We start from the raw sequence: 23,617 nt of genomic DNA on the forward strand, positions 1-23,617 counted from the left end.
AAGAGGAGAGATTCTCCTCTTTTCCTTTATCTATAATTAGGAACGATCATCCCGATAATCGGAATGGGAGGATGGGGAGTTGGAGAGACATACGTACTTTCCCCTCGGGGATTCAGGTGTTGTGGTCAAGCTGGGAAATGAAATTGACCAGTGCACGCATCAAAAAATAAAAAGGTTATCTGCGCTTTTGCAGGATGAACCGTTTCCCGGGATGGTAGAAATAGTGCCAGGGTACACAACGGTTACCGTGTATTACGATCCGATCCTTTTATATGATCCGAAGGGCGGGAGTACGCCGTATGAACGAGTCCTCGGCTTTCTCAACCCTTTCATTGCCCGCGCGCAAAGTGGAGAGGCAAGGGAGCCGAGGCTTGTGGAAATTCCCGTCTGCTACGGGGGCGAGTATGGCCCGGATCTGGAAGAAGTAGCTCGTTACAACGGACTGGAACCGGAAGAAGTCATCCGAATTCACTCCGGGCAGGATTATTTGGTACACATGATCGGGTTTGCACCTGGCTTTCCCTATCTGGGCGGGCTGGATGAACGGATTGCCACACCCAGACGTTCCATACCTCGAACAGCCATTCCGCAAGGCAGCGTAGGGATTGGCGGCTCTCAAACAGGGGTATATCCCATCGTCAGCCCAGGAGGATGGAATATCATCGGACGTACCGCACTTCCGTTGTTCCGCCCAGAGAATGAGCCGCCGAGTCTGCTTCGCGCAGGTGATCTTGTTCGCTTTCGCCCCATTTCGCCAAAGGACTACGATGAGCAAAAGGAGGTGACTTCATGAGTGTGGAAGTGATTCAGCCAGGTGTCTGCACGACTGTACAAGACCTTGGGAGATACGGTTTTCAACAGCATGGAGTCATTGTGGGAGGCGCCATGGATTCTTTCGCTACACGTGTGGCTAACCTCCTCGCAGGGAATCAGGGGGGGGAAGCCGTACTGGAGCTTACATTAAAAGGGCCTGCTCTCTTGTTTCATGAAGATCTGGTAATCGCCATCTGTGGGGGAGATATGGCGCCCGTGTTGGACGGGAAGCGGGTGGACCGCAATCGTCCGATTTGGGTAAAACGCGGCAGCACCCTGCAATTTTCCCATGCCAAAAAAGGTTGTCGCACCTATCTGGCAGTCGCAGGGGGCTGGGATGTGCCGGTTATCATGGGGAGTCGAAGCACGAATTTTCGAGCGGGATTCGGAGGCGTAGAAGGACGGCTGCTGCAGCCAAAGGATCGGTTGAAAACGAATGAACCAGGGGAGTTCAGCCGTTTTCTCGCTTCTGCCTTTTCCGAACAGGCGGGAGCGAACTCCTCTGTTCAAGCAGACTGGTACGTACCCAAGGCAACGTTTACATATGGGGCCAACCCGGTTGTACGTGTCATTCGCGGGGAGCATTACGATGATTTCTCTTCTTTGAGCCGCCAGTCGTTTTGGGAGGAAGACTTTCGAGTGACACCGCAATCGGATCGAATGGGGTACCGGTTAGAAGGACCGCAGCTGACCCTGTCTTCACCCCTTGAGATCACCTCTGAGGCGGTAACGGCAGGGACGATTCAGGTGCCTCCCAGTGGACAACCGATTGTCCTTTTGGCAGACCGCCAGACCACAGGCGGATACCCAAAGATTGGATACGTTGCCAGTGTGGATTTGCCGGTGTTTGCTCAGCTAAAGCCTGGAGATAGGGTTCGATTTCAGGAAGTCTCGGTCGGAGATGCCCAACGAGCGTTATGGGAAAGAGATTCGGAACTGAAACAGCTGAGAGTGGCGATGGAGCTCATCAGCGGATGGAGGCAGCGATGAAATACGTAGATATCAATTGCGACATGGGAGAAAGCTTTGGAGCCTACACGATGGGAAATGACAGCGAGATTCTCGCCTACATCAGCTCGGCCAATATCGCGTGCGGTTTCCATGCAGGTGATCCGGCGACAATGAGAAAAACCGTCCGCATGGCGCTGGAAAAGGGTGTCGCCATCGGTGCTCACCCCGGACTGCCTGACCTCGTAGGGTTTGGTCGACGCAATATGGACATTTCTCCAGAGGAAGCGTACGACATGGTCGTGTATCAGATCGGCGCGCTCCAGGCTTTCGTCCAGGCGGAGGGCGGCACGATGCAGCATGTAAAGCCGCATGGAGCCTTGTACAATATGGCTGCTGCCCGTGCGCCATTGGCGCAGGCCATCTCGGAAGCGATTTATCAGGTGAATCCAGGCCTTGTCCTATTCGGATTATCCGGCAGTGAACTTGTGAGAGCAGGGGAAAAAATCGGCCTTCGCACGGCACACGAAGTTTTTGCAGACAGGACCTATCAGGAGGACGGTACGCTCACGCCTCGCAGGCAACCGGACGCCATGATCACCGAGCAGGAGCAGTCCATGCATCAGGTCGTGCGCATGGTGAAAGAAGGAAAAGTACGTTCCCGCCAAGGGGTAGACGTGTCCATAAAAGCTGACACGATCTGTATTCACGGAGACGGAGCGCATGCACTAGAATTTGCCCGCAGCATTCACGCAGCTTTTGCAGAGGCAGGGATTGTGCCTCGTTCTTTTACAGCCAGCATTTGAAAAAGATAAGAAGCCTGATGATCCCATCAGGCTTTTTTTATTTACTGGTTGTGCTCTAGGGGAGTGCGACTGCCTCGGCGCTTGCCCCACAAGTGGTAGGCGAAAAAAAGAAAGGGAATATACCCATACAGAAAATACATGGCAGTCTCGCCATACATGCTTGTAAGTTCCATGAGGCCCGTCCGACTATCCAATCCGAGAGAGGTGAGCAGGATGGCAAGCAGGACAAAAAGCAGCGTTTTCCGCTGATTCAGGGCAAACATCTGCTTCATCGCCCTTGTGATAGCCCAGACATTCAGACAAATGTTAGGCAGCACCACGAATAACCAAAGGGACACTACGATAAATTCGATTCGTTGAATGAGGGGAATCTCGATGATTTTCACCATGGTTAACGTGGGCCAAATGATTTTCTCCAATTCGCCCTCCGTAAAAAACATAAAAGTAATCAAGGTAAGGGCAAGGTAAAGAACGGTGGTAAACAGCAGCGCGGCGTGCGCCCATTTCCGTGATTGACCAGGGTTTTTAATGAAGGGGTAGTAAAAAAATAACAGCTCAAACCCGGCGAAGTTGAAGATCCCGCTCTTCGCGGACAAGTACAGCTCTTTCACCGAATGGGAAAAGACAGGTAATAAATTATTCGGTTGGATAAATTCAAAGGGAAAGGCAAACAGAGGCAGAATGAGAAGCAAAGGTACGGTCACACCAAAAAAACAGATTCCCGTCACCGTTCGAAATCCGCCAGAAACGACATAGTACACGAGCAAAAGTACGACAAGTCCGATACTCCATGTATTCATCAACGGAAAAATGATGAGTTTTACGACTTCCACATACGAACGAAAAATGATGAAGCCTGCTACGAACACATAAAGAAGGACGAGCAGGCTCATCATTCTGCCCACCCATTTTCCAAAGCATGATTCGTGGAGCTGCAAGAGATCGATCGCTCCATTGCCAAGCATGCTGTACATCATCCACATGACGATATGCGTGCTGAGCCCCGTGGCGATCAGCGAGATCCAGGCATCATACCCCGCGGGATGAATGAGGCTTCGCTGAAATCCCAGGATCCCGACCCCCACCATGTTGGCATGCACGAGAAAAAAGACAAAGAACGGTGTCACGACGTATCTCTCCTGCATGACCGTGCTCATTTGGAAACACTCCTTCCCTCACTTACTCCCCGACGCCTGTTTGTTCCAGCTTGATCTTCACTTGTACGCCTATGTCCATGTGCGGATATTGCTTTTGAAAATCAGCGTAATTCCAATGTGCACTCTTTCCTCGGATGAGATCCCCGATTCCGACCGGATCAACCTTTTTCTTTTGCAGATTAGCGAGAAATACCTTGAGTCGATTCTGGAGATAACCGGACAGTTCTCTTTCCGTTGCATGGAACACAGCGGGGTCCGATAATTCCAGCCACGTCGGGTAGTCCTTGATTTGCCCGCGCATGTTGAGATGGATCATTATCGAGGGGGTAGGTTTACTCTCTCGCACTTCAAACGCCACGACCGATCGCAAGTTCTTCAAAATGCCATTCCCTTTGCGCTTGCCCATTTGTAATTCGACGGGATATTGCCCGCTCTTCGATTTTTCCACCAGAACCTTCAGGAGAAAGGCTTCATCGGTTTGGATGTGATCCACGAATTTATCCTTCCGAAAAAGAGCGACTCCGTCCAGCTTGAGGCGATCGTTTTGCACGACATAATAAGGCAGATACGGATCACGTCCCTGTCCGTACAGGTTGAACAAAAAAACATGTAGATTTGATCTTGGAGTATTCAGCGTTTTGATGTTTTGCTCGATGGTGTCAGAGAGGATGAAAGGAACGTTCATCCGGTGATTGACTCGCATAATCGTTGCAGCTTGCGGATCAGCGACCGCCAGCTGCATACGAAATCCGATATTTGGATCACGGCAGAGCGTGTGTACCAGTGTGCCGATTCCTTTTGACGCATATGCCTTCCCGACGACAACGGAACGCAGTTGACCTAATTCCAGTTGAGAGGATGTGGTGGTATTGAGCTCAGGAAAAATGGAATAGAGGGAAGGCACATGGGTCTCTAGCAGTTCTACCTTCACCTGTTCTTTTTCATAGCGGTGGGTAATGGCTGTACCGAGAATGTGATTATCTTCCAGATCGAGGCCAATCGAATGGATCAACTGCACTTCATTGATGATGCGAGTACTCGAGCAGCCATTGAGGACGAGGCACAGCAAGCATATCTTTCCCCACCGCGCCAGCCTAGTACTCGTCGATATCTTTTCGCTCATTCGCTTTACGGGCATTGTACCTCCATTCAGAGAGGGTTCGTAATAAAGGGGACCGTCTCGATGTTTTGCTGTAAGAAGCTCGGATAAAGCTGTCCGTATAGCTTTTTCGGCGGAACGGATAGAGTGGTGCCAAGTAAGGATTGCCAAGCGATGTGAGACGTATGAGATGGGTGAAGATCAGACAAAGACCCAGCACGATGCCAAAGCCCCCCCATATTCCCGAGAGAATGATCAGCGGGAAGCGCAAGAACCGAATGGTATTCGACATTTTGTAGATGGGGGTCGTGAAAGAAGCCAGGGCTGAGAGGGCGACGATAATCAACAGGATGTTGCTCGTCAGGGCAGCTGCCACCGATGCTTGTCCAATCACAATTCCCCCCACGATGCCCAGCGTTTGCCCGACCTTGGTGGGCAGCCTAGCACCGGCCTCCCGCAAAAATTCAATCGTCAGTTCGAGAAACAGCACCTCCAGCACGGGCGGAAACGGCACATAATTTCGCGAAAGGATAATGGGTGCCAGCATGTCCTTGGGAATCATCTCCAAGTGGTACGTCAATACAGCGGTGTAAGCTGGAGTCATGAGGATGGAAAAGCAGACCCCGAAAATCCGAATCAAACGGAACAATGAGCCCAGTATCCAAGGCAAATAGTAGTCTTCCGGTGAAATGAAGAAATCGAAAATCGTAGTCGGCCCGGTCAGTACATAGGGGGATGCGCTTGAAACGATGGCAACCTGCCCGAGAGTCAGCCCGTAAATGACACGGTCAATTCGTTCGGTGGAAAGAAACAAGGGAAAAGGCGTTTGTGAATTGTCACTCATGATTTGTTCCAGCTGGGAAGAGTCGAAAATGATGTCAAAATCAATTGTTTGCAGGCGCTGCTCAACCGTTTGCACATGCTGGGGATTGGTCACGCCATCGATATAAATGACGGCGACGCGCGTGTGGGACATGCTCCCGATTGAAATTTCCTTGATGATGAGATGGGGTGTCCGAATCTGCTGCCTGATCAGGTGCAGGTTGATATCCAGGTCTTCGACGAAGCCTACTTTGGGGCCGACGACACTGAATTCATTTTCGGTGTCATTGTCCGTACGCAAGCCTCTGGTGGCATCCGATAAATCAATCAGGGCAAAGCAGCTGTCATCGCCATCTATTTGGATGGCAGCATAGCCGCTCAGGATTTTGGAGAAGATGGCGGAAGGATCATCCGTAATCGTGATTTCTTCGACGGGGATCAATCGTGCCAGCTCTCGAAGCTCCTGTGGCAGTTCTTGCCTTGATCGGTATTTTTGAAGAGGGCGCAAGACGTTGTCCTGCAACAGCTCCGTCTTGATTAAGGTCTTGTAATACGAAATGACAAATCGCCCGCCTCCTTCGAAGAGGGGATGGCGCTTGAAATCGTCGGAGCCGTGGGCAAGGGTGAGAAAATCAGTCCATGTATTCATCAATACGTCCGCCTCATACACATTCTTTCGACATCGTTATTATGATCTGTTAGATATTGGATTCTCATTCCAGAATTCGAATGTTTCTTCGAGCAAAAGGGAACAATCAACCATACACGGTAGAATTTGAAATCGAGGGGTTTCCATGGAACAAGTGAACTGCGACGTATCACCGTTGAAAGCGGAGATGAAGGAACAATTACATGCCATCTCAAGCGCGATTGAACTGAGTATCCTCACCCTTGAGAACGAAAATGGATGTCTGCTTGGGACATTTGATCAGATCAGAAGCCGATTCAGCCAACTGGAGACCGTAGCGGCTTCCTTTTATTTGCAATGTTATCTAGGTCCCTATACAGACAAGTATGCAGACCTTTCTATTGCGGTGCAAAATTTGTCTTCACGCAGGCAAGGCGCCTTGATTGTGGTGGAACGGGAGGATCCTATAGGGGCACTGATGCAGGCTGGCATTCCGATTGGTGGCTTGATGACTCACTCCCTGCTCGAATCGATCTTTTATCCGGGGAGTCCTTTGCATGATGGGGCCGTCGTGATCCGGGAAAACCATATTGTCTCTGCAGCCAATGTTTTGCCCTTGTCCAAGGTCCAGGTCGGCGAGCAAAAGCTGGGGACGAGACATCGGGCTGCTTTAGGCTTAAGCGAACAGTGCGATGCGCTGGTCATCGTCGTCTCTGAAGAAACAGGAAAGGCATCCTTTACCTTGAAGGGTCACATGTACCCGATCATTACGCATTAATGCAAAAGACACCGTCTAGATCTGACGGTGTCTTTTTACGGATTCACTCTGCGCTGAAATAGCCAAACGAGAAACATGAAAAACAAGTAGACGGACGTAAACACGGCAGCCAACGAAGCATTTGTGGCTGTAACGCCAGTGCCGGGAAAATCATCCTGGTTTATGTAGGAAAAGATGGCTAGGAACAGCAAGGAGAGGAACCATAAAAGGGTAGCAATGATGTAGGACATATCAGCCACTCATTTCCTGTATGGTTACTTGAATTATCGGATTAGCAGAAGAAAATTTTAACAGGATAATAGGATGAATATGGAAAATGAGAGGAAAGTACCAGGAACAAGTAGATCTAACGACTTGCAGAGCGGGAACGAGATGGGGCATAAAAACCTAGTCTTTTTTAGGTGTGATGAAGAAGATACAAAAAAGCAGCAGGGACACGAGACTCATGTTCCTGCTGCCTTTTACTGTCTATGCCCAGTTCCCGTTTCGGAAAATGGGTTCCCGTTTGCCTTCTGCGGTTTCCCCGTCAATGTTCATCTCGGCAGAACCGATCATGAAATCGACGTGAGTGATGCTGCTGTTCAGGCCGTATGCCTCCAGCTCTTCATTTGTCATCTCAGCGCCGTTTTCGATGTTGACCGGGTAAGGATTCCCGATCGCCAAGTGGTTGGACGCATTTTCATCAAACAGGGTGTTGTAAAAGATGATGTTCGATTCCGAGATGGGAGAGAAATGAGGCACCAATGCCACTTCGCCCAAGTAATGAGACCCTTCATCTGTTTCGATCAGCTTGGTCAGTGCGGCTTCCCCTTTTTCCGCCGCAGCCGAAACGATCCGCCCGTTTTCAAAGGTCAGGGTGAAGTTTTCGATGAGGTTTCCTTGATAGCTCAAAGGCTTGGTGCTGCGAACCGTGCCGTTTACGCCGTTTTTGAGCGGCGCGGTAAATACCTCCTCCGTAGGCATGTTGGCCATGAAAGAAGTGCCATCCTTGTTTACACTGCCGCCGCCGATCCAGATGTGACGCGGGGGCAGCTCGATGGTCAAATCCGTGCCGGGTGCGGAGTAATGGAGATAACGGTATTGCTTGGCGTTGAGAGCGTCCACTTTTTCATTCAGTGCTGCGTGATGGTCATGCCAAGCTTGAACAGGATCGTCCTTATCGATGCGTGTCGCGCGGAAGATGGCTTCCCACAAGGCATGCTCCTGCTGTTCTTTCGGCAAATCAGGGAACACGGCCTCGGCCCATGCCGGCGAAGGAACCGCAATCACGCTCCAGCTGACCTTATCAGCCATGGAGTAGCTCCTAAAGGTGTTCAAGGCTTGTCCAGCCGTCCGATTGGCATTGGAGATCCGATCGGGGTCGACCCCTTTCAGGAGATCAGGGTTGGATGCGCTGATGTAGAGAAAAGCAGCCCCGTTTTCTGCCAGCTCTTCCAGACCCTTCGCCTTCCACATCGGATACTCGAGAAACGCCTCGTCTGGTGCCAAGTCATACTTCATGCGGGTCAATTCATCGTCGGTCCAGTCGATTTGTACGTTCTTGGCACCCGCTTCGTACGCCTTTTTTGCAACCTGACGAACAAATGAGGCAGCGGAGAGAGGGGCAGTCACGACCAAGGTCTGCATTGGCTGCACATTGACGCCGACCTTTACCGCCAATTCAGCGTATCGTTCAATTAAGGAATCAAAATCCATAGGGAAACCTCCTGAGCATGACGTAGTTCTTCTCTCTATTATATCTGCCTGACTGGATTTCTTTGCTATTTATTTTGGGGCATACAGGAATATCTGTGCGAGAGCCCTGAATTTCCTAGGAAAGCGCAGAAACAGACACAATCCAACTGCTTTCGAGCCTCCCAGAGGGGAAAGCTCTGCGAAACCAAGTTTTCTATTTAAAATTAGAGGATTATTGGCAAGAGAATCCAACTTAATTAGATAGAAAACATTTTACTGAATCTTGAGGGAGGCGTGAGCGGTGAAAGCGAGACAGACACGAGAGCACGTGGCAGTGGAACAAACCTGGAATTTGGATGACTTGTTCCCCAGCCAGGAAGCCTGGGAAAACGAATTGCAAGAAATTCTGAATCACCTTCCAATGCTTACCGAGTTTAAAGGAACACTGCATACAGGGGCAGAAAATCTGTCGGCGTGCCTGGAAGCAAAAGAAGCGATCGTCGTTCGGGCAAACCTCGTGGCGACTTATGCCAGTCTGCGTACCTCTGAAGACGGGACAAATCCGCAAAATCAGGCAAATTCTGCGCGGGTCGGCGATGCCATTTCTGCGTTGAATGCTGCGCTCTCTTTCATTCCTTCGGAGATTTTGGACTTGCCGAAAGGTGTAATCGAACAATATTTACAAGAAGAGCCTGGACTTGAGCCTTTCCGCAAAAATCTGGAGGACCTGCTGGAGACCAAGCCGCATCGACTCAGCGCGGAAACGGAGTCAGCGCTGGCTTCTCTAGGGGAAGTCTTTTCCGCTCCTTATACCATTTATCAACGCGGGAAGCTGTCGGACATGACGTTTGCCCCCGTGAAGGATTCAAACGGGATCGAACATCCTGTTTCATTCGCTCTGTTTGAGACCGATTATGAAATGTCGGCGGATACAGAGCTTCGTCGTGCATCCTATCAGTCTTTTTCCAAGACGCTCGCGACGTACCAAAATTCCTTCGCGGCAGTGTATGCGACAGAGGTCAAAAAACAGACGGTGCTGTCCCGTCTGCGAGGCTACGAATCGGTCACCCAGATGCTCCTGCAGCCTCAACAGGTTTCCTTGGAAATGTACCACAACATTCTCGATATTATCGGCACGGAGCTCGCTCCCCACATGCGCCGGTATGCAAAGCTCAAAGCCAAGGAGCTCGGTTTGGAAAAGCTGATGTTCTGCGATCTGAAGGCGCCGCTTGACCCTGAGTTTAGTCCGCCGGTTACGATCGAGGAAGCGGGCAAGACGATCAAAGCTGCGCTGAAGGTAATGGGGCCCGAGTATGCGGAAATCATGGAGACGGCTTTGGATAACCGCTGGATCGACTACGTGGACAATGTAGGGAAATCCACAGGGGCTTTCTGCTCTACACCGTACAGCAATCATTCCTATATCTTGATTACGTGGTCCGGGAATATGCGGAGCGCCTTTACGCTTGCCCATGAGCTAGGACATGCGGGTCACTTTATGTTGGCAGGACGCAACCAGGCGTACGCAAATTTCCGCCCATCCATGTACTGCATCGAAGCTCCGTCGACATTGAACGAGCTTCTCTTGGCTCAACATATCGTGGAGCAATCGGACGATCCGCGACTGAAGCGCTGGGTCATCCTGCAGCTGTTGAATACGTACTACCACAACTTTGTCACCCATCAGCTGGAAGCGCAGCTGCAGCGAAAAGTGTACGAAGCGGCTCAAAGAGATGTGCCGATCACCGCGAAGAAACTGGCGGAATGGAAGGGCGAGGTGCTGGCAGCCTTCTGGGGAGATGCGGTAGAATTAGACGAGGAAGCCAGCCTGACGTGGATGCGTCAACCTCATTACTACATGGGTCTTTATCCATACACATACGCTGCTGGATTGACGGCATCGACAGCTATGGCGGCGAAAATCCGGGAAGAAGGACAGCCGGCAGTAGATCGTTGGTTGGACGTACTGAAGGCGGGGGGGACACTGAAGCCGCTCGAACTGATGAAGCTGGCTGGATTGGATATGTCGGATCCTCAGCCGATTCGCGATGCAGTGGCCTACGTGGGCAGCTTGGTAACCGAATTGGAGCAATTGTTTGAAGCATAAACAGGAAGAAGTAGAGGGGGAATGGGCTTGTGCAGGCGACAGCCGCACAAGCCTGTCTCTTTCCACCGAGGAGTGCGAGAAGGAAATGAGAGCATTTACCCTGAGGGCAGTATCGGTCATCGCGAGTATTCCGGAGGGAAAAGTCATGACGTACGGGCAGATTGCGGCTTTGGCGGGAAGTCCCAGAGGTGCGCGGCAGGTCGTGCGCATCCTTCATTCCATGAGCAAAAAATACAAGCTGCCCTGGCACCGTGTAATCAACGGGAAGGGCAAAATCGGCTTGCAGGATGAAGTCTCCTATACGGTGCAAAAAATGCAGCTGGAAGCTGAAGGCGTGCAAGTCAGTTGGGATGGGACCATTGACCTTGCGAACTATCAATACATTCCCGAAAAGCTGCCGGATCTGCTCATGGAGGGCATGGAGGGGGAATAGAAAAAGGCTTGCATAAGCAAGCCTTTTTTTCTAATATCCAACTTCTACGGAGGCGATGACCACGTACGCGAGGTCATTCTTATCTTCCTTTTCCGCGATGACAACGCCGCTGCTGGTCAGCATACCGCCTTCGACCACTTCGAAAGTGACCTCCCCATAGGGAAGCTCTGCCCGGACGGTTTCGAGGTCCAGCTTGTCTGAATCAGCTGGCACAGCCAGGCGAACGTTCACTTTCATGTTGTGGATATTGTTTTCCGGGAGCACCATGCGCAAGCCCGGCATCGAGTTGTGGTGAATGGCATTTTGAACCGCGCGGACGGCTGCCTTAGTGACGTTTTGGCCGTGCAGGTCAATGCCCATGCCGATTTCAATAAACATGACTTTTTCCATTATGGGTTCACTCCTATGTATGCCTTCTTTCTCTTCTATTTTAGCATGTTTCTCGATTCACGCAGCCATTATCACGAATCTGCGCAAAAGATAAACGTCAGAAAGGAAGAAAATGATGAGAGCAGCCAAGCCTGTCTTGACCCCGCATGATCCTGATTTTGAATCACGCGTCCGCGAAAGCTTTGAGAGGCAAGGTGCGATGAAATTAATCGGAGCCTCGCTGGAAAAGGTAGCTCCCGGTGAAGTGGAGATCTACTTGCCTTTCCGGGAAGATTTGACGCAGCAGCATGGGTTTGTCCATGCAGGGATCATCACCACCGTCATGGATAATGCGTGCGGGTTTGCCGCTTACAGTCTGATGCCTGCAGATGCTTCCGTCCTCTCGGTAGAATTTAAGGTGAACCTGCTGGCACCAGCCAAAGGGGAGGCTTTTATTGCCAGAGGAGAGGTGATCAAACCAGGCAGGACAATCACCGTTTGTAATGGGGAAGTATACGCACCAGGCGAAGTCAACAAGCTGATCGCTACCATGACAGCCACTCTCATCATGCTGCAAGGTCGTACTGGGATTCCCCAGGGCTAAGCTAGATGGTGCCGTTTCCACGAGTAGGGGTCATGTACACCCTGTATGGACTCCTGCTTGCTCTCGCCATCATCGGCATGATGGTGTCAGATTCTGCCTGGCTTGGGAAATTTGCTGTACCTGAATCAAAGGAGTGTGCGAGGGAGTCATCTAGCACATTCCTTTTTTTAGGAAAAGGGAATAAATGGTTAAATTGGAAATGAAAGCATATGAAAATTAGACAGGTTGAATAAAATAATAGTCGAAATCAACAGAATATTTGTACAACATGTGAAATGACGTTTACTAGTTTAGCAGAGTACCATTTTTATAAATATTCATTTTATTAGGAGGTGAATTCAATCGGAGCATTCCTGACAAGCAAAGGCAGAAGAGTCACAACCTGAAGAACGAAGGGAGCAAGTGTATGAAAAGATGGTCACGCTCATTGTTTTCATTTATTTTTGTTCTGATTATTCTGTCATCCGGTATCCTAAGTGGCTGTGGAAAGAGTGCCAGTTCTGGGCGAATGCTGACGATATCCCAACAAAAGGACCCTGGCACCGCGGACGTTCAACTGACTACAGACGACTACATGATCCCACTGAATATTTACGATCGACTCGTGGAAGCCAAAACCGTAGCACCAGGGAAGTCTGAGCTGGTTCCGGGATTGGCTGAAAGTTGGGAGGTAACTCCTGATGGATTAACGTACACGTTTCATCTGAGAAAAAATGTGAAATTCCACAACGGGGAAATCTTCAAAGCCGATGATGTGCTGTTTACGTTTGATCGCATGCTGGATCCCAAAACAAAGGCATTGAATACGGACTTCCTGGATATGATCACAGGTGCGCAGGAGCGGATGGACGGCAAGGCAGACAGCGTGAGTGGCATCAAGGTTATCGATGACAATACGATCGAAATCACACTGTCGGAGGCATTTGCCCCATTTGTGGCCAACCTGGCGACTCCTGCTGGCTCCATTTACAACCGGAAAGCGACGACGGAAGCAGGAGATCAATTCGGCATTGAACCGGAAAAAACAGTGGGGACAGGTCCGTTCAAGCTCTCCAAGTGGTCTCTGAACGACAGCGTGGAAATGACCTCATTTGCGGATTATTGGCGTGGCGCTCCGAAATTCGATGGAATCGTGATGAAGATTGTACCGGATGCCGAGACCAACCGGATGTTGTTTGAAACAGGCAAGCTCGACATTCTGGATCTGGAGGATTCGGCTTCCCAAATTCCGCAATTTAAAGGCGATGAGAAGTGGAAGAACCAGATTGTCAGCGGTCCGATCGTGGGTGTGTATTATTACGCATTCAATGAAGGCATGGAAGCACTGGGCGATGTGCGCGTCAGAAAAGCTTTGCAAATGGCCATTGATCGCCAGACGCTGTTGGACAAGCTGTATTACGGGGAAGGCAAGCTTGTACACGGCATTTCGCCACCCGGACTCTTGGGCTACAATCCTGACCTCGCAGAGATTCCGTTCGACCCAGAGAAAGCAAAGGCTCTGCTTGCAGAGGCGGGCTATCCGAATGGGTTTGATATGGAAATTGCACAGGTGACGGATAGTCCCAACACATTGAAGATGAACGAAGCGGTACAAGCCATGCTCTCCAAAGTCGGAGTAAAAGTCAAAATCAATCAAATGGACGAATCTACGTATTTTGCCACTCGCAAAGAAGGGAAGCTCGCATCTGCTCATAACAACTGGTCTGCAGATTATAACGATCCGGATAACTTCTTCTACACCTTTTTCTCCTCGAAGAACGCAAAAGCTCGCTCTTTTAACTACACGAACAAAGCAGTTCAGGACGATCTCGAGAAGGCACGGACCATGGTCAACCAGGAAGAGCGCATCAAGCTGTATCAGGAGCTGGAAAAGAAAATCGTTCACGAAGATGCGGCTTGGCTTCCTCTGTTTGCATTGAACCACCTGTTTGTCGTGCAGCCGCGAGTGAAGAACTTCCAGGTTTCCTGGAATGGCTGGACTTCGATGAGTTTTTACGAAATCGATATCGTGGAATCCAAATAGGCGGAGCGCTTTCGAGCTGTCTGTCGAAATGAACAAGTTTCCTGTAAGAATAACTACTGCTGCCTGGTAGTTATTTTTACATAGGAAACGGTGAGGAAAAGGAGGGGCCAGATGGGGGCGTATATTGCGAAAAGACTTCTCATATCCATACCGGTTATATTCGGAATCTCCCTGATCACGTTTATATTGTTAAATGTGATACCCGGTGATCCCATTGCTTTGATGATGAAAGAACATATTAGTCCCGATGTAGTCGCGCGAGTCCGTGCTCAAATGCATCTGGATGACCCTGCTTACATCCGCTTTTTCCGATTTATCTGGGATGCACTGCATGGTGATTTCGGTACGTCTTACAAATTAAACCGTTCCGTGACCACCCTGCTCATGGATGCTTTTCCGAATACGTTGGTGCTTGCTTTGTCAGGTGCTCTCGTTTCCTGGATCATTGGAATCCCGGCTGGCGTGCTTTCTGCAGTCAAAAAGCGTTCTTTCCTGGACAATGCCATCATGGGTTTTTCCCTATTCGGGGTCTCGATCCCGGTCTTTTGGGCAGGTCTTCTTTTTCAGTACATTTTTTCAATGGTGCTTGGAATCTTGCCGGTTTCCGGATTTAGCGGGCCGGAATACTTGATCATGCCTGCTATCGTTCTGGGTTGGAGCTCTGCCGGGACGATTGCCAGACTTACACGCTCAAGTCTGCTGGAAGTCATGCGCAACGACTATATCCGGACAGCGCGGGCCAAAGGAAACGTTGAGCTAAAGATCATCCTCAATCATGCCTTGAAAAACTCCATGCTGCCTGTCGTTACGGTCATGGCGCTGCAGGTGGCGGGCCTTCTGTCAGGTGCGGTCATCACGGAGAGTGTCTTTGGAATTCCGGGGATCGGGAGAATCGCGGTAAACGCCATTCAGAACAGGGATATGCCGCTTCTCCAGGGAGCTGTCATGTTTACGACTGTCCTGGTCATTATGGGGAATCTGATCGCTGACATCCTCTATTCCCTGATTGATCCGAGGATTAAATATGACTAAAGGAGGTCGTGATCAATGAATCTAGCGAGAAACCTCATGCTCAAAAAAGAGGTGATCGAAGCCAGTGACGAGCTGGTCAAAGAGACCTTTTGGCAAGACGTGTTTCGTTCTTTGCGAAAGGACCGCATGGCGGTAACGGGCGGCATCATCATCCTGCTCTTTCTCTTGATGGCGATTCTCGCGCCGCTCATCGCACCGCATAATCCCTACGAAGTCAATTTGGATAATCAATTTCAGCAGCCAAGCCTTCAGCACTGGCTGGGGACGGATATGTTTGGCAGAGATGTGTTCTCCCGAATCATGTACGGATCTCAAATTTCCCTCTTGATTGGGATCGTACCGAGTCTGATCACGATGTCGATCGGGATTGTTTTGGGTATCATCGCAGGATACTTTGGGCGCAGAACCGATTTTATCATCATGACGATCTCGGATATGGTCCTTTCCTTTCCGTCTCTTCTGCTGGCGATGGTCGTCATGTATACGCTTGGCGCCAGTCTGTTGAATATCTTTATCGCTCTGAGTATTGTGGGCTGGGCAGGGACGGCCAGGGTCGTGCGCGCACAAACACTCTCGCTGAAAAACAAGGAGTTCGTAGAAGCAGCAAAGGCAGTGGGGGTCAAGCCGTATGTCATCATGCTTCGGCATATTTTGCCAAACTGCATCCCGCAGCTGCTCGTTCTGTTCACCTTGGAAATCCCAGGCTCCATACTGTCAGAGGCGAGCTTGAGCTTTTTGGGAGTAGGTGCACAGCCTCCTGCCTCAAGCTGGGGGCTCATGGTCTCAAACGGGAAAGAATTTTTATTTAATGCCCCTTGGGTAGCGATCGCGCCGGGCGTCGCTATTCTGGTGATTGTCTTGGCATTCAATTTCTTGGGAGACGGTTTGCGCGATGCACTGGATCCGTATTTGAAGCAATGAGGGGGGAGAGCGCCGTGAGTGATACCATTTTGGAGATCAACAACCTGAAAACCTACTTTTACACGGATAAAGGAGTCATTCCTGCAGTTGATGACGTCAGCCTGAAAGTGAAAAAAGGGCAAATCGTTGGCATTGTTGGAGAGTCGGGATGTGGGAAGAGCATGACGTCCTTATCGATCATGCAGCTGATCTCACCGCCAGGAAAGATTGCAGGGGGAGAGGTCCTGTTTGATCAAAAGAATTTGGTAGGGATCTCCAAGCAAGAAATGCGTTCGATCCGAGGGAATGACATCTCGATGATTTTCCAGGAGCCGATGACTTCCCTCAATCCTGTCTACACTGTGGGGAAACAGGTCGCAGAGACGCTGCTGCTGCACAATGAAAGCATGTCCAAAGCGGAAGCCAAACAAAAAGTAATCGAAATGTTTGCGATGGTCGGAATTCCCGAGCCTGAAAAAAGATACCATGTTTTTCCTCACCAATTGTCGGGTGGATTACGGCAACGAGTGATGATCGCGATGGCACTCATCTGTCGGTCCAAGCTGCTAATCGCTGATGAGCCGACGACTGCACTCGATGTGACGATTGAAGCCCAAATATTGAGGCTGATGAAAACCTTGCAGGCGGAGATCGATACTTCCATCATCATGATCACACACAATTTGGGAATTGTCGCCGAAATGTGCGATTACGTATATGTCATGTATGCAGGCAAAATCATGGAGCAAGCCGACGTCTTTGAGCTTTTTGATCATCCAAAGCATCCATACACAGAAGGATTGTTGAAATCGATCCCGAGAAGAGACATTCAGCAAAACAAGTCAAAGGGCTTGTACAGCATTGAAGGAATGGTGCCCAATATGCTTCAGCTGCCCCGTGGCTGCAGGTTTCACCCACGCTGCGAATACGCAGTGGACGCTTGCCGCGAGATCGAGCCGCAGCTCGTCGATGTAGGCGACGGTCATTTGGTCCGCTGCGTCAAATACAACCAGTAGAAGGGAGGCAAGGGACATGGACCAGGCACTGATGCAAGTAAGAAACGTGAAGAAGTACTTCCCGGTGGAAAAAGGCCTCTTTGGCAAAAAAACGGGAACGGTGCATGCGGTAGATGACATCAGTTTTGATATTCATGAAAAAGAAACATTGGCAATCGTAGGAGAATCGGGGTGCGGAAAAAGCACTTTGGGAAGGACATTGATTCGCCTCTTGGATGCGACGGAAGGGTCTGCTCTCTTTCAAGGCAAGGATGTTTTCAAGCTTTCCCAGCATGAGCTGCGCCAGCTGAGAAAAGAGATGCAAATCATTTTTCAGGATCCTTTTGCTTCCCTGAATCCGAGAATGAAAGTGTCGGACATCATCGCCGAACCGCTGGTTACGCATGAGACGATCGGGCGAAAAGAGAGAGAAGACCGCGTCGCAGAGCTGATGGAGCAGGTCGGCCTACGAAAAGCATATAGCTCCCGGTACCCCCATATGTTTAGCGGGGGACAGCGCCAACGGATCGGCATTGCACGTGCACTTGCCCTCCATCCCAAATTCATCGTATGTGATGAGCCTGTATCGGCTTTGGATGTCTCCATTCAATCGCAGATCATAAATTTGCTGCAAAAATTGCAGGAGCAAAACCATCTGACCTACCTGTTCATCTCTCATGATCTAAGTGTGGTCCGCTATTTTTCTGACCGCATCGGCGTGATGTTCCTCGGAAAAATGATGGAGCTGGGACCCACGGAGGAAGTGTACCGTCACCCCTTGCACCCTTATACCAAGTTTTTAATCGCAGCAGCACCCGTTCCAGACCCGCATGCCCGCCACCAGGAAAAGCTCATTTTGGAGGGGGATATCCCCAGCCCGTTGCGCCCACCATCCGGATGCCGTTTTCATACGAGATGTCCGTATGTCAAGGACATTTGCAGGAGCCAGGAGCCGCAAATCCAGCAAATCGACGATCGCTCTGTGGCTTGCCATTTTCCATTGGAATAAAGAGGTTGTCCGTTTCTCACTTTTTTCGCCTCCTTTGCAGATCTTTTTGAGCCAATCTTATTGTGTTTATAAGCAAGTCGTGTCATGATTACTACTTGGCACTATACAGACGATGCATTTTACCTTATTGGAGGCAAGACAGAATTGGAACGGTATCCTTTTGCATACGATCCCACCCAACCGTTTATCTCGCAGGTAAGCGATTGGGTTGCGGATGTTTTTTATGACATACTGCCGGATGCAGGCTTTGAAGTAAGGGACGAACAGATTTACATGGCTTTTCAGCTCGAGCGTGCGTTTGCTGAAAAGGAGACGATCTTTGCCGAAGCGGGGGTAGGGACTGGAAAGACGTTGGCCTACCTGCTCTATGCGATCTGCTACGCCCGCTATACGAGAAAACCCGCGATCATTGCCTGTGCAAACGAATCGTTGATCGAGCAGCTGGTCAAGCCGCAGGGGGATATTGCCAAGCTGGCAAAGCACCTCGATCTGACCATCGATGCGAGGCTGGGGAAATCCCCGGATCAATATCTGTGCTTGCGAAAGCTGGATGAAGCGAGGTATCAGCCGGAGCATGGCGAGAGCTTCCAGATGATCTATCAAGAGCTGCCTCCGTTTGTGAATGCCTATGAAGCTTTGCAATCGTTTCATCCATATGGGGACCGCAGCGATTACCCTGAGCTGGATGACGAGAAATGGGGAAAGATCAACTGGGACTCCTTTCAAGATTGCTTTGCCTGTGATAAGCAGCATCGCTGCGGACAGACTCTGTCGAGAAACCATTACCGCAAATCAACGGATCTCATTATTTGCTCCCATGACTTTTATATGGAGCATGTATGGACGTATGAGGCTCGAAAACGCGGCGGCCAGCTTCCCCTGCTGCCAAGTCACAGCGCTGTGATCTTTGATGAAGGCCACCTGTTGGAGCCAGCTGCCCAAAAAGCACTGACGTACAAGCTGAACCATACTGTCTTTGAAGAAATCATTACTCGGCTGCTCAAGGGCGAGATCCGCGAATCGCTGGCCGTGGCGATCGAAGATGCGATCGGACAGAGCGAGGAAATGTTTTACCAGCTCGACAAGCATAGTCAGGCCGTCATCGGTTCCAAACGAAAGGAAATCCACTTTGACACTCAGCTGCTGCAGGCGATCCGTACATTTACGGACCTGATCAGCTGGATCGAGGAAGAGCTGGCACTCGAAAGCGGATTGTACACGCTGGATGAGTTTCAGCTGCGCATTGTCGAAGAGCATTTGGAAATGATGCAGCTCGCGCTCAGCTTGTTTCGACAGCCCGACCGTGTCATTTCGTGGATGATCGAAGACACCTCAGGCCCGACCTTGATCGTCATGCCGAGAATGGTGCAGGAAGTGCTAAAGGAACGCGTCTTTTCCGAACGGATGCCGATCATCTTTTCCTCGGCGACCCTTTCCGTCGACGGAGCGTTTTCCTATGTGGCAGACAGCCTCGGCATCAGCCAGTATCTGTCCTTTTCCGTCCCTTCGCCGTACGATTATCCCGAGCAAATGGAAGCAATCGTACCGAGGATCTCGGGGATGATTCGCTCCAAGAGAAAATGGATGCGGCTGTCAAGCTTCTGAAGCGAACAGAGGGTAGAGCTCTGCTGCTGTTCCCTTCGATGGAGGAAATGCGGCAGTTCAAGCAAGCTTTCGCGAGTTACCCGAATGCGCCGACATGCGTTTTTATTTTGAGGGCGATCAGGAAATCACGCATCTCATTTCCTCTTTTCAAGAGGACGAGCATAGCTGTCTGTGTGCGGTCTCCTTATGGGAGGGACTAGATGTTCCGGGGCCATCCTTGTCCAATGTCGTGATCTGGTCCTTGCCGTTTCCGCCAAACGATCCTGTTTTTGCTGCAAAACGGAAGGCATCGGCATCGCCTTATGAAGAGGTCGATCTTCCCTACATGCTCTTGCGTTTGCGCCAAGGGATCGGCAGGCTCATTCGATCACGGGAGGATTGCGGTATCGTAGCTGTGTTCAGCGCCGAGCTGTTCCGCGATGAGAAGCTGAAAAAGCATGTCCTGAGCGTATTTCCTCAGGGCGTAGAATGGAAAGAGAGTTTGTAGAGAGATGCTAGGCGGGAACAGTTTCGTTCCTGCCTTTTTTTAATTCCGGCATGATTCCGACGACAGGGGGATTGGAGAGTATCAAAAGATTATTGAGAAACCATGGAGGCTGGATGTATGACACTTCTGTTACGGTGTGAATGAAAATTCAATCGCGGGGTGCATCCCTGTTATAATGGAGTATCGACTTAGAAAAAATGGAAAGTAGAATGGGAACGGGGTAGGTGTAGAAGTTGGGTAATGTCGATTTGGCAAGCTTGCCGTGGAGTTTGTTTTGGGTAGGAATTGCGTATTTTTTGGTAACCGGTGTGTTTTTCTGTCTTGGTTTTATGCGCTTGCTTTCGGCGCGAATTCGCAGTGGAATTATTTTCATGGCAATTGCCGTGATTAGCGGCGGACTTTTCTTGAATTATTTGTTTACACATCACATTTAATGTTGGAAAATGATCGTAGATTGTCAGATCTTTTCCGGGACGGAGCAACGCTTACATAAGGAAGCTGTTGGCAGGAAATGACGCCAGCGGCTTCTTTTTCGTTTGTGGCATATGCTTATGAGGAGAAGAACGAGCGATGACGATGGCCAGCCTTCTGGGTGTCGAATTTCCGGGAAAAATTCCCCGCGCGCATTGTTAACTTTTTGTAACGCGTTCCCCGTCCGGAGCGTCTTATAATCGAAGTACACGAGGTTACCTCTGCTAGGAGCGTACATACCGAAACAGCCTGATTTTACTAGGCCTATCTACCAGCAACCCAAAGGTAATTTCCTGTAAATGGATACGGGATCGAGGCGATGAAGCATATATACATAAAAGGAGAGGACTTCACACCACTGTGAGTCGCTACACACATCCTGAATACGGGCAATATGATTGGAACCAGAAATAATCCATAACGATTATGAACGATACCAACCCCCGTTTTCTCATGCACCTGAAGACAAACAGGGGGTTTTGCATTCATACAGCACGCATTTCCCGATGTGAAATGGCTGACCCCGTCAACTTTAGTCAACGAACAGAATGGAACAAAAGGGGAGAATGCAGATGAGCTGCATATCGAGTACGGAGCTACTTCACCAAAGAAACGTTTTATTTGTAAAGCAAAACAACGAAGATCGAGCAGACGCTGCATCGTCACGTAAAACAGCAAGCAGGGGAGGCCGTCAACATGCCTGAACCAGTAAAAGGCACCAGCCGCTATATGGCTGGAATCGACGGTCTCAGAGCCTTTGCTGTGCTTGCTGTCATTTTGTATCACCTGAATTACAACTGGGCACCCGGCGGCCTATTGGGAGTGGGAATCTTTTTCGTGCTCTCGGGTTACCTGATTACCGATTTGCTGATCGCCCAGTGGAATAAACATGAACGGCTCGATATGAAAGATTTTTGGCTGCGCCGTGCGAGACGACTGTTGCCTGCTCTTTTGATCCTTCTTGTGGTCGTTGTGGCTTGGGTGACTTTTTTCAAGCCTGACCATCTCCCCAGCATGAAAGGCGACGTACCGGCCGCCATCCTGTACGTCAGCAACTGGTGGCTCATCTTTCAGGATGTCTCCTATTTCGAAAAATTTGGTCCCGCATCGCCATTCGGCCACTTATGGTCACTGGCTGTCGAAGAGCAATTTTATTTGGTATGGCCACTGCTGCTTGCACTCGGATTGCGCTTGATCAAACGACGCGGTCCTTTATTCTTCATCACACTCGCAGCTGCTGCCATCTCCGCTTGCGCGATGGCGTGGATGTACGAACCCGGTCTTGACCCCAGCCGTGTTTACTACGGGACAGATACGCGGGTATTCGCACTCTTGATTGGTGCCGCCTTGGCAATGGTGTGGCAGAGTCGCAAGCTGTCTGCAAATATTTCTCGCTCTGGACGAAATGCGCTTGATACGGCCGGTGTAGTTGGTCTTGCCATACTGCTTGCAGCGATTTGGAAAACCAATCAATACGACGACTTTCTTTATCGCGGAGGTCTCGTACTGCTGTCTGTAGTGAGTGCCATGGTTGTAGCGACCCTGGCGCACCCTGCGAGCCGTTTCGCCCGCCTGATGGGCTGCAAGCCGTTGAAATGGCTCGGTGTGCGATCGTACGGAATCTATCTTTGGCACTATCCGGTGATCGTACTGACGAGTCCGGCAGGGGAACAGGGGGATGCCTTCTCCATTCCACTTGCCGTTCTTCAAGTGGTCATCTGCATCGTGATTGCCGCGCTCTCCTGGAAGTACGTGGAGGAGCCGATTCGTCACGGGGCACTGGGACGGATCTGGGCGAGTCTGAAGCCACAGCGCGACGGAAAGAAACGGCGTTATACCCGTCTGGTCGCTTCTGCGTGTGCGCTTGTTCTGTGTGTGACGTATTTTGGAATCGCGTCGTTGACTTCTGATGCGACAGCCAGCCAGATGTCCGTGGAAGAGAACAAAGCGGAGCCTGTGAAGCCAGCTCCGCAGCCGAGCATGCAGCCATCAAAGCCGATGGGTCCGGTGCTCCCGGCAAAAACATCGACTGAACAAGCAAAGCCAAATGAATCATCGAAAAAAACGGATGCTGCTGGGCAAACAAAGCCGGATAAAAAACCAGCTCCCCCCAAAGAAAAGGCCCCAGTGACTGCACCGGAAACACCAGCGCTGCCTGTGAAAGAAAGTCCGGCCGCTCCTGATAAGGCTGCGGAGAATCAGACAGGTCAAACGGATGAATCAGCTGAGAAGCAGGAGGGGCAGGTGCAATCCGGAAAAGGAATCACGGCACTGGGAGATTCCGTCATGCTGGATGTCGCTCCTTATCTGGAGAAGCTCTTGCCTGGAATTGTCATCGATGCCAAAATCGGAAGACAAATGTCGCAAGCTCCCGATGTCGTGGCGAACCTGAAGGCAAAAGGGCAGCTTGGGAACATCGTCATTATTGAGCTGGGCACGAACGGTTCCTTCAGTCAAAAGCAATTGCTGAAGCTGCTGCAATCATTGGACGGGGCCGACCACATCATTCTGGTGAATACGAGAGTTCCGAAGCCTTGGGAAAGTGTGGTCAATAACACGCTGGCAGACGTGGCTGCCTCCAATCCGCACATCGTTTTGCTCGACTGGTATGCGGCAAGTGCCGGCAAAGATTCGTTCTTTTATAAAGACGGAGTACACCTCAATCCGGAAGGCTCACAGTTTTACGCCGATTTCCTGGCGAAGGCCATAGCAAAGGTATCGGAGGATCCGAAAAAGTAAAGAGTTCAGACATGAAAAAGGACAGCTAGGGAGCTGTCCTTTTTGCCGTTTAAGGACGCGGCTGCAAGGAGATGGAGATGATTAAGTAAAAATTCAGTTATTTTGAATAGAATAAAAA

At 50.3% G+C, this 23,617-nt stretch carries 19 protein-coding genes and 1 pseudogene; 14 read left to right on the forward strand and 6 right to left on the reverse strand.

Features of this window, described 5'->3' with window-relative positions; genetic code table 11:
* The first annotated feature begins 79 nt into the window (after positions 1 to 79).
* The 3 genes from pxpB to JNE38_RS13815 are packed head-to-tail and all read left to right on the forward strand — an operon-like array spanning position 80 to position 2,567.
* Complete coding sequence (gene pxpB / locus JNE38_RS13805) at positions 80 to 793, forward strand: 5-oxoprolinase subunit PxpB (protein ID WP_203357065.1); 714 nt, start codon at positions 80 to 82, stop codon at positions 791 to 793.
* Entirely contained in the window at positions 790 to 1,803 is a 1,014-nt protein-coding gene (locus tag JNE38_RS13810; protein ID WP_203357066.1) for a 5-oxoprolinase subunit C family protein, read from the forward strand. Before pxpB ends, JNE38_RS13810 begins: the two co-directional genes overlap by 4 nt.
* Positions 1,800 to 2,567: a LamB/YcsF family protein gene (locus tag JNE38_RS13815; protein ID WP_203357067.1), complete on the forward strand. Its 768-nt coding sequence runs from the start codon at positions 1,800 to 1,802 to the stop codon at positions 2,565 to 2,567. The genes JNE38_RS13810 and JNE38_RS13815 overlap by 4 nt, the downstream gene beginning before the upstream one ends.
* A gap of 41 nt (positions 2,568 to 2,608) precedes the next feature.
* On the opposite strand, the gene JNE38_RS13820 is transcribed toward JNE38_RS13815, so the two are convergent.
* From JNE38_RS13820 to JNE38_RS13830, 3 genes are read right to left on the reverse strand one after another with little or no spacing between them, the layout of a single operon-like run.
* Positions 2,609 to 3,724 (reverse strand): GerAB/ArcD/ProY family transporter, encoded by a 1,116-nt coding sequence (locus JNE38_RS13820; RefSeq protein WP_203357068.1) that lies wholly within the window; start codon positions 3,722 to 3,724, stop codon positions 2,609 to 2,611.
* 22 nt (positions 3,725 to 3,746) lie between these two features.
* Positions 3,747 to 4,862 (reverse strand): Ger(x)C family spore germination protein, encoded by a 1,116-nt coding sequence (locus JNE38_RS13825; RefSeq protein WP_238933653.1) that lies wholly within the window; start codon positions 4,860 to 4,862, stop codon positions 3,747 to 3,749.
* Positions 4,819 to 6,294 (reverse strand): spore germination protein, encoded by a 1,476-nt coding sequence (locus JNE38_RS13830; RefSeq protein ID WP_203357069.1) that lies wholly within the window; start codon positions 6,292 to 6,294, stop codon positions 4,819 to 4,821. Before JNE38_RS13830 ends, JNE38_RS13825 begins: the two co-directional genes overlap by 44 nt.
* A gap of 145 nt (positions 6,295 to 6,439) precedes the next feature.
* On the opposite strand from JNE38_RS13830, the gene cdaS reads away from it, so the two are divergent.
* Positions 6,440 to 7,051: a sporulation-specific diadenylate cyclase CdaS gene (cdaS, locus tag JNE38_RS13835; RefSeq protein ID WP_203357070.1), complete on the forward strand. Its 612-nt coding sequence runs from the start codon at positions 6,440 to 6,442 to the stop codon at positions 7,049 to 7,051.
* 35 nt (positions 7,052 to 7,086) lie between these two features.
* Here the strand turns inward: cdaS and JNE38_RS13840 are convergent, their stop codons facing one another.
* Together JNE38_RS13840 and JNE38_RS13845 are read right to left on the reverse strand one after the other, a co-directional pair.
* Positions 7,087 to 7,281, reverse strand: coding sequence for a hypothetical protein (locus JNE38_RS13840; protein ID WP_203357071.1), 195 nt, complete (start codon positions 7,279 to 7,281; stop codon positions 7,087 to 7,089).
* Between the two features lie 238 nt (positions 7,282 to 7,519).
* Entirely contained in the window at positions 7,520 to 8,746 is a 1,227-nt protein-coding gene (locus JNE38_RS13845) for an aminopeptidase (RefSeq protein ID WP_203357072.1), read from the reverse strand.
* Between the two features lie 280 nt (positions 8,747 to 9,026).
* On the opposite strand from JNE38_RS13845, the gene pepF reads away from it, so the two are divergent.
* A complete protein-coding gene (gene pepF, locus JNE38_RS13850) occupies positions 9,027 to 10,832 on the forward strand; it encodes an oligoendopeptidase F (protein WP_203357073.1) in 1,806 nt (601 codons plus the stop codon).
* An 85-nt stretch (positions 10,833 to 10,917) separates the two neighbouring features.
* On the forward strand, positions 10,918 to 11,265 hold the full coding sequence (locus tag JNE38_RS13855; RefSeq protein WP_203357555.1) for an MGMT family protein: 348 nt from the start codon (positions 10,918 to 10,920) through the stop codon (positions 11,263 to 11,265).
* 30 nt (positions 11,266 to 11,295) lie between these two features.
* On the opposite strand, the gene JNE38_RS13860 is transcribed toward JNE38_RS13855, so the two are convergent.
* Complete coding sequence (locus JNE38_RS13860) at positions 11,296 to 11,655, reverse strand: Lin0512 family protein (protein WP_203357074.1); 360 nt, start codon at positions 11,653 to 11,655, stop codon at positions 11,296 to 11,298.
* A gap of 112 nt (positions 11,656 to 11,767) precedes the next feature.
* Here JNE38_RS13860 and JNE38_RS13865 point away from each other — a divergent pair, with 112 nt between their 5' ends.
* From JNE38_RS13865 to JNE38_RS13900, 8 genes and pseudogenes are all read left to right on the forward strand, one after another.
* Complete coding sequence (locus JNE38_RS13865) at positions 11,768 to 12,238, forward strand: PaaI family thioesterase (protein ID WP_203357075.1); 471 nt, start codon at positions 11,768 to 11,770, stop codon at positions 12,236 to 12,238.
* A gap of 406 nt (positions 12,239 to 12,644) precedes the next feature.
* Positions 12,645 to 14,261, forward strand: a complete 1,617-nt coding sequence (locus tag JNE38_RS13870) for an ABC transporter substrate-binding protein (protein WP_203357076.1) — start codon at positions 12,645 to 12,647, stop codon at positions 14,259 to 14,261.
* A 111-nt stretch (positions 14,262 to 14,372) separates the two neighbouring features.
* Complete coding sequence (locus JNE38_RS13875; RefSeq protein WP_203357077.1) at positions 14,373 to 15,293, forward strand: ABC transporter permease; 921 nt, start codon at positions 14,373 to 14,375, stop codon at positions 15,291 to 15,293.
* Positions 15,294 to 15,308: 15 nt separating this feature from the next.
* Positions 15,309 to 16,214, forward strand: coding sequence for an ABC transporter permease (locus JNE38_RS13880; protein WP_203357078.1), 906 nt, complete (start codon positions 15,309 to 15,311; stop codon positions 16,212 to 16,214).
* A gap of 14 nt (positions 16,215 to 16,228) precedes the next feature.
* Positions 16,229 to 17,209, forward strand: coding sequence for an ABC transporter ATP-binding protein (locus JNE38_RS13885; protein ID WP_203357079.1), 981 nt, complete (start codon positions 16,229 to 16,231; stop codon positions 17,207 to 17,209).
* A 16-nt stretch (positions 17,210 to 17,225) separates the two neighbouring features.
* Positions 17,226 to 18,197, forward strand: a complete 972-nt coding sequence (locus JNE38_RS13890) for an ABC transporter ATP-binding protein (RefSeq protein ID WP_203357080.1) — start codon at positions 17,226 to 17,228, stop codon at positions 18,195 to 18,197.
* Between the two features lie 144 nt (positions 18,198 to 18,341).
* Positions 18,342 to 20,289: pseudogene (locus JNE38_RS13895) on the forward strand (ATP-dependent DNA helicase).
* 1,167 nt (positions 20,290 to 21,456) lie between these two features.
* Entirely contained in the window at positions 21,457 to 23,499 is a 2,043-nt protein-coding gene (locus tag JNE38_RS13900) for an acyltransferase family protein (RefSeq protein ID WP_203357081.1), read from the forward strand.
* The last annotated feature ends 118 nt before the right edge of the window (positions 23,500 to 23,617 follow it).

Source organism: Brevibacillus choshinensis (assembly GCF_016811915.1).
In the GTDB taxonomy this organism is placed as follows: Bacteria; Bacillota; Bacilli; order Brevibacillales; family Brevibacillaceae; genus Brevibacillus; species Brevibacillus choshinensis_A.

Bases quoted from the DNA above. Each gene is read 5' to 3' on its own strand.
- JNE38_RS13810 (WP_203357066.1), top strand. From the start codon at position 790: ATGAGTGTGGAAGTGATTCAGCCAGGTGTCTGCACGACTGTACAAGAC.
- JNE38_RS13815 (WP_203357067.1), top strand. From the start codon at position 1,800: ATGAAATACGTAGATATCAATTGCGACATGGGAGAAAGCTTTGGAGCC.
- JNE38_RS13820 (WP_203357068.1), bottom strand. From the start codon at position 3,724: ATGAGCACGGTCATGCAGGAGAGATACGTCGTGACACCGTTCTTTGTC.
- JNE38_RS13825 (WP_238933653.1), bottom strand. From the start codon at position 4,862: ATGCCCGTAAAGCGAATGAGCGAAAAGATATCGACGAGTACTAGGCTG.
- JNE38_RS13830 (WP_203357069.1), bottom strand. From the start codon at position 6,294: ATGAATACATGGACTGATTTTCTCACCCTTGCCCACGGCTCCGACGAT.
- cdaS (WP_203357070.1), top strand. From the start codon at position 6,440: ATGGAACAAGTGAACTGCGACGTATCACCGTTGAAAGCGGAGATGAAG.
- JNE38_RS13840 (WP_203357071.1), bottom strand. From the start codon at position 7,281: ATGTCCTACATCATTGCTACCCTTTTATGGTTCCTCTCCTTGCTGTTC.
- JNE38_RS13845 (WP_203357072.1), bottom strand. From the start codon at position 8,746: ATGGATTTTGATTCCTTAATTGAACGATACGCTGAATTGGCGGTAAAG.
- JNE38_RS13855 (WP_203357555.1), top strand. From the start codon at position 10,918: ATGAGAGCATTTACCCTGAGGGCAGTATCGGTCATCGCGAGTATTCCG.
- JNE38_RS13860 (WP_203357074.1), bottom strand. From the start codon at position 11,655: ATGGAAAAAGTCATGTTTATTGAAATCGGCATGGGCATTGACCTGCAC.
- JNE38_RS13865 (WP_203357075.1), top strand. From the start codon at position 11,768: ATGATGAGAGCAGCCAAGCCTGTCTTGACCCCGCATGATCCTGATTTT.
- JNE38_RS13870 (WP_203357076.1), top strand. From the start codon at position 12,645: ATGAAAAGATGGTCACGCTCATTGTTTTCATTTATTTTTGTTCTGATT.
- JNE38_RS13875 (WP_203357077.1), top strand. From the start codon at position 14,373: ATGGGGGCGTATATTGCGAAAAGACTTCTCATATCCATACCGGTTATA.
- JNE38_RS13880 (WP_203357078.1), top strand. From the start codon at position 15,309: ATGAATCTAGCGAGAAACCTCATGCTCAAAAAAGAGGTGATCGAAGCC.
- JNE38_RS13890 (WP_203357080.1), top strand. From the start codon at position 17,226: ATGGACCAGGCACTGATGCAAGTAAGAAACGTGAAGAAGTACTTCCCG.
- JNE38_RS13900 (WP_203357081.1), top strand. From the start codon at position 21,457: ATGCCTGAACCAGTAAAAGGCACCAGCCGCTATATGGCTGGAATCGAC.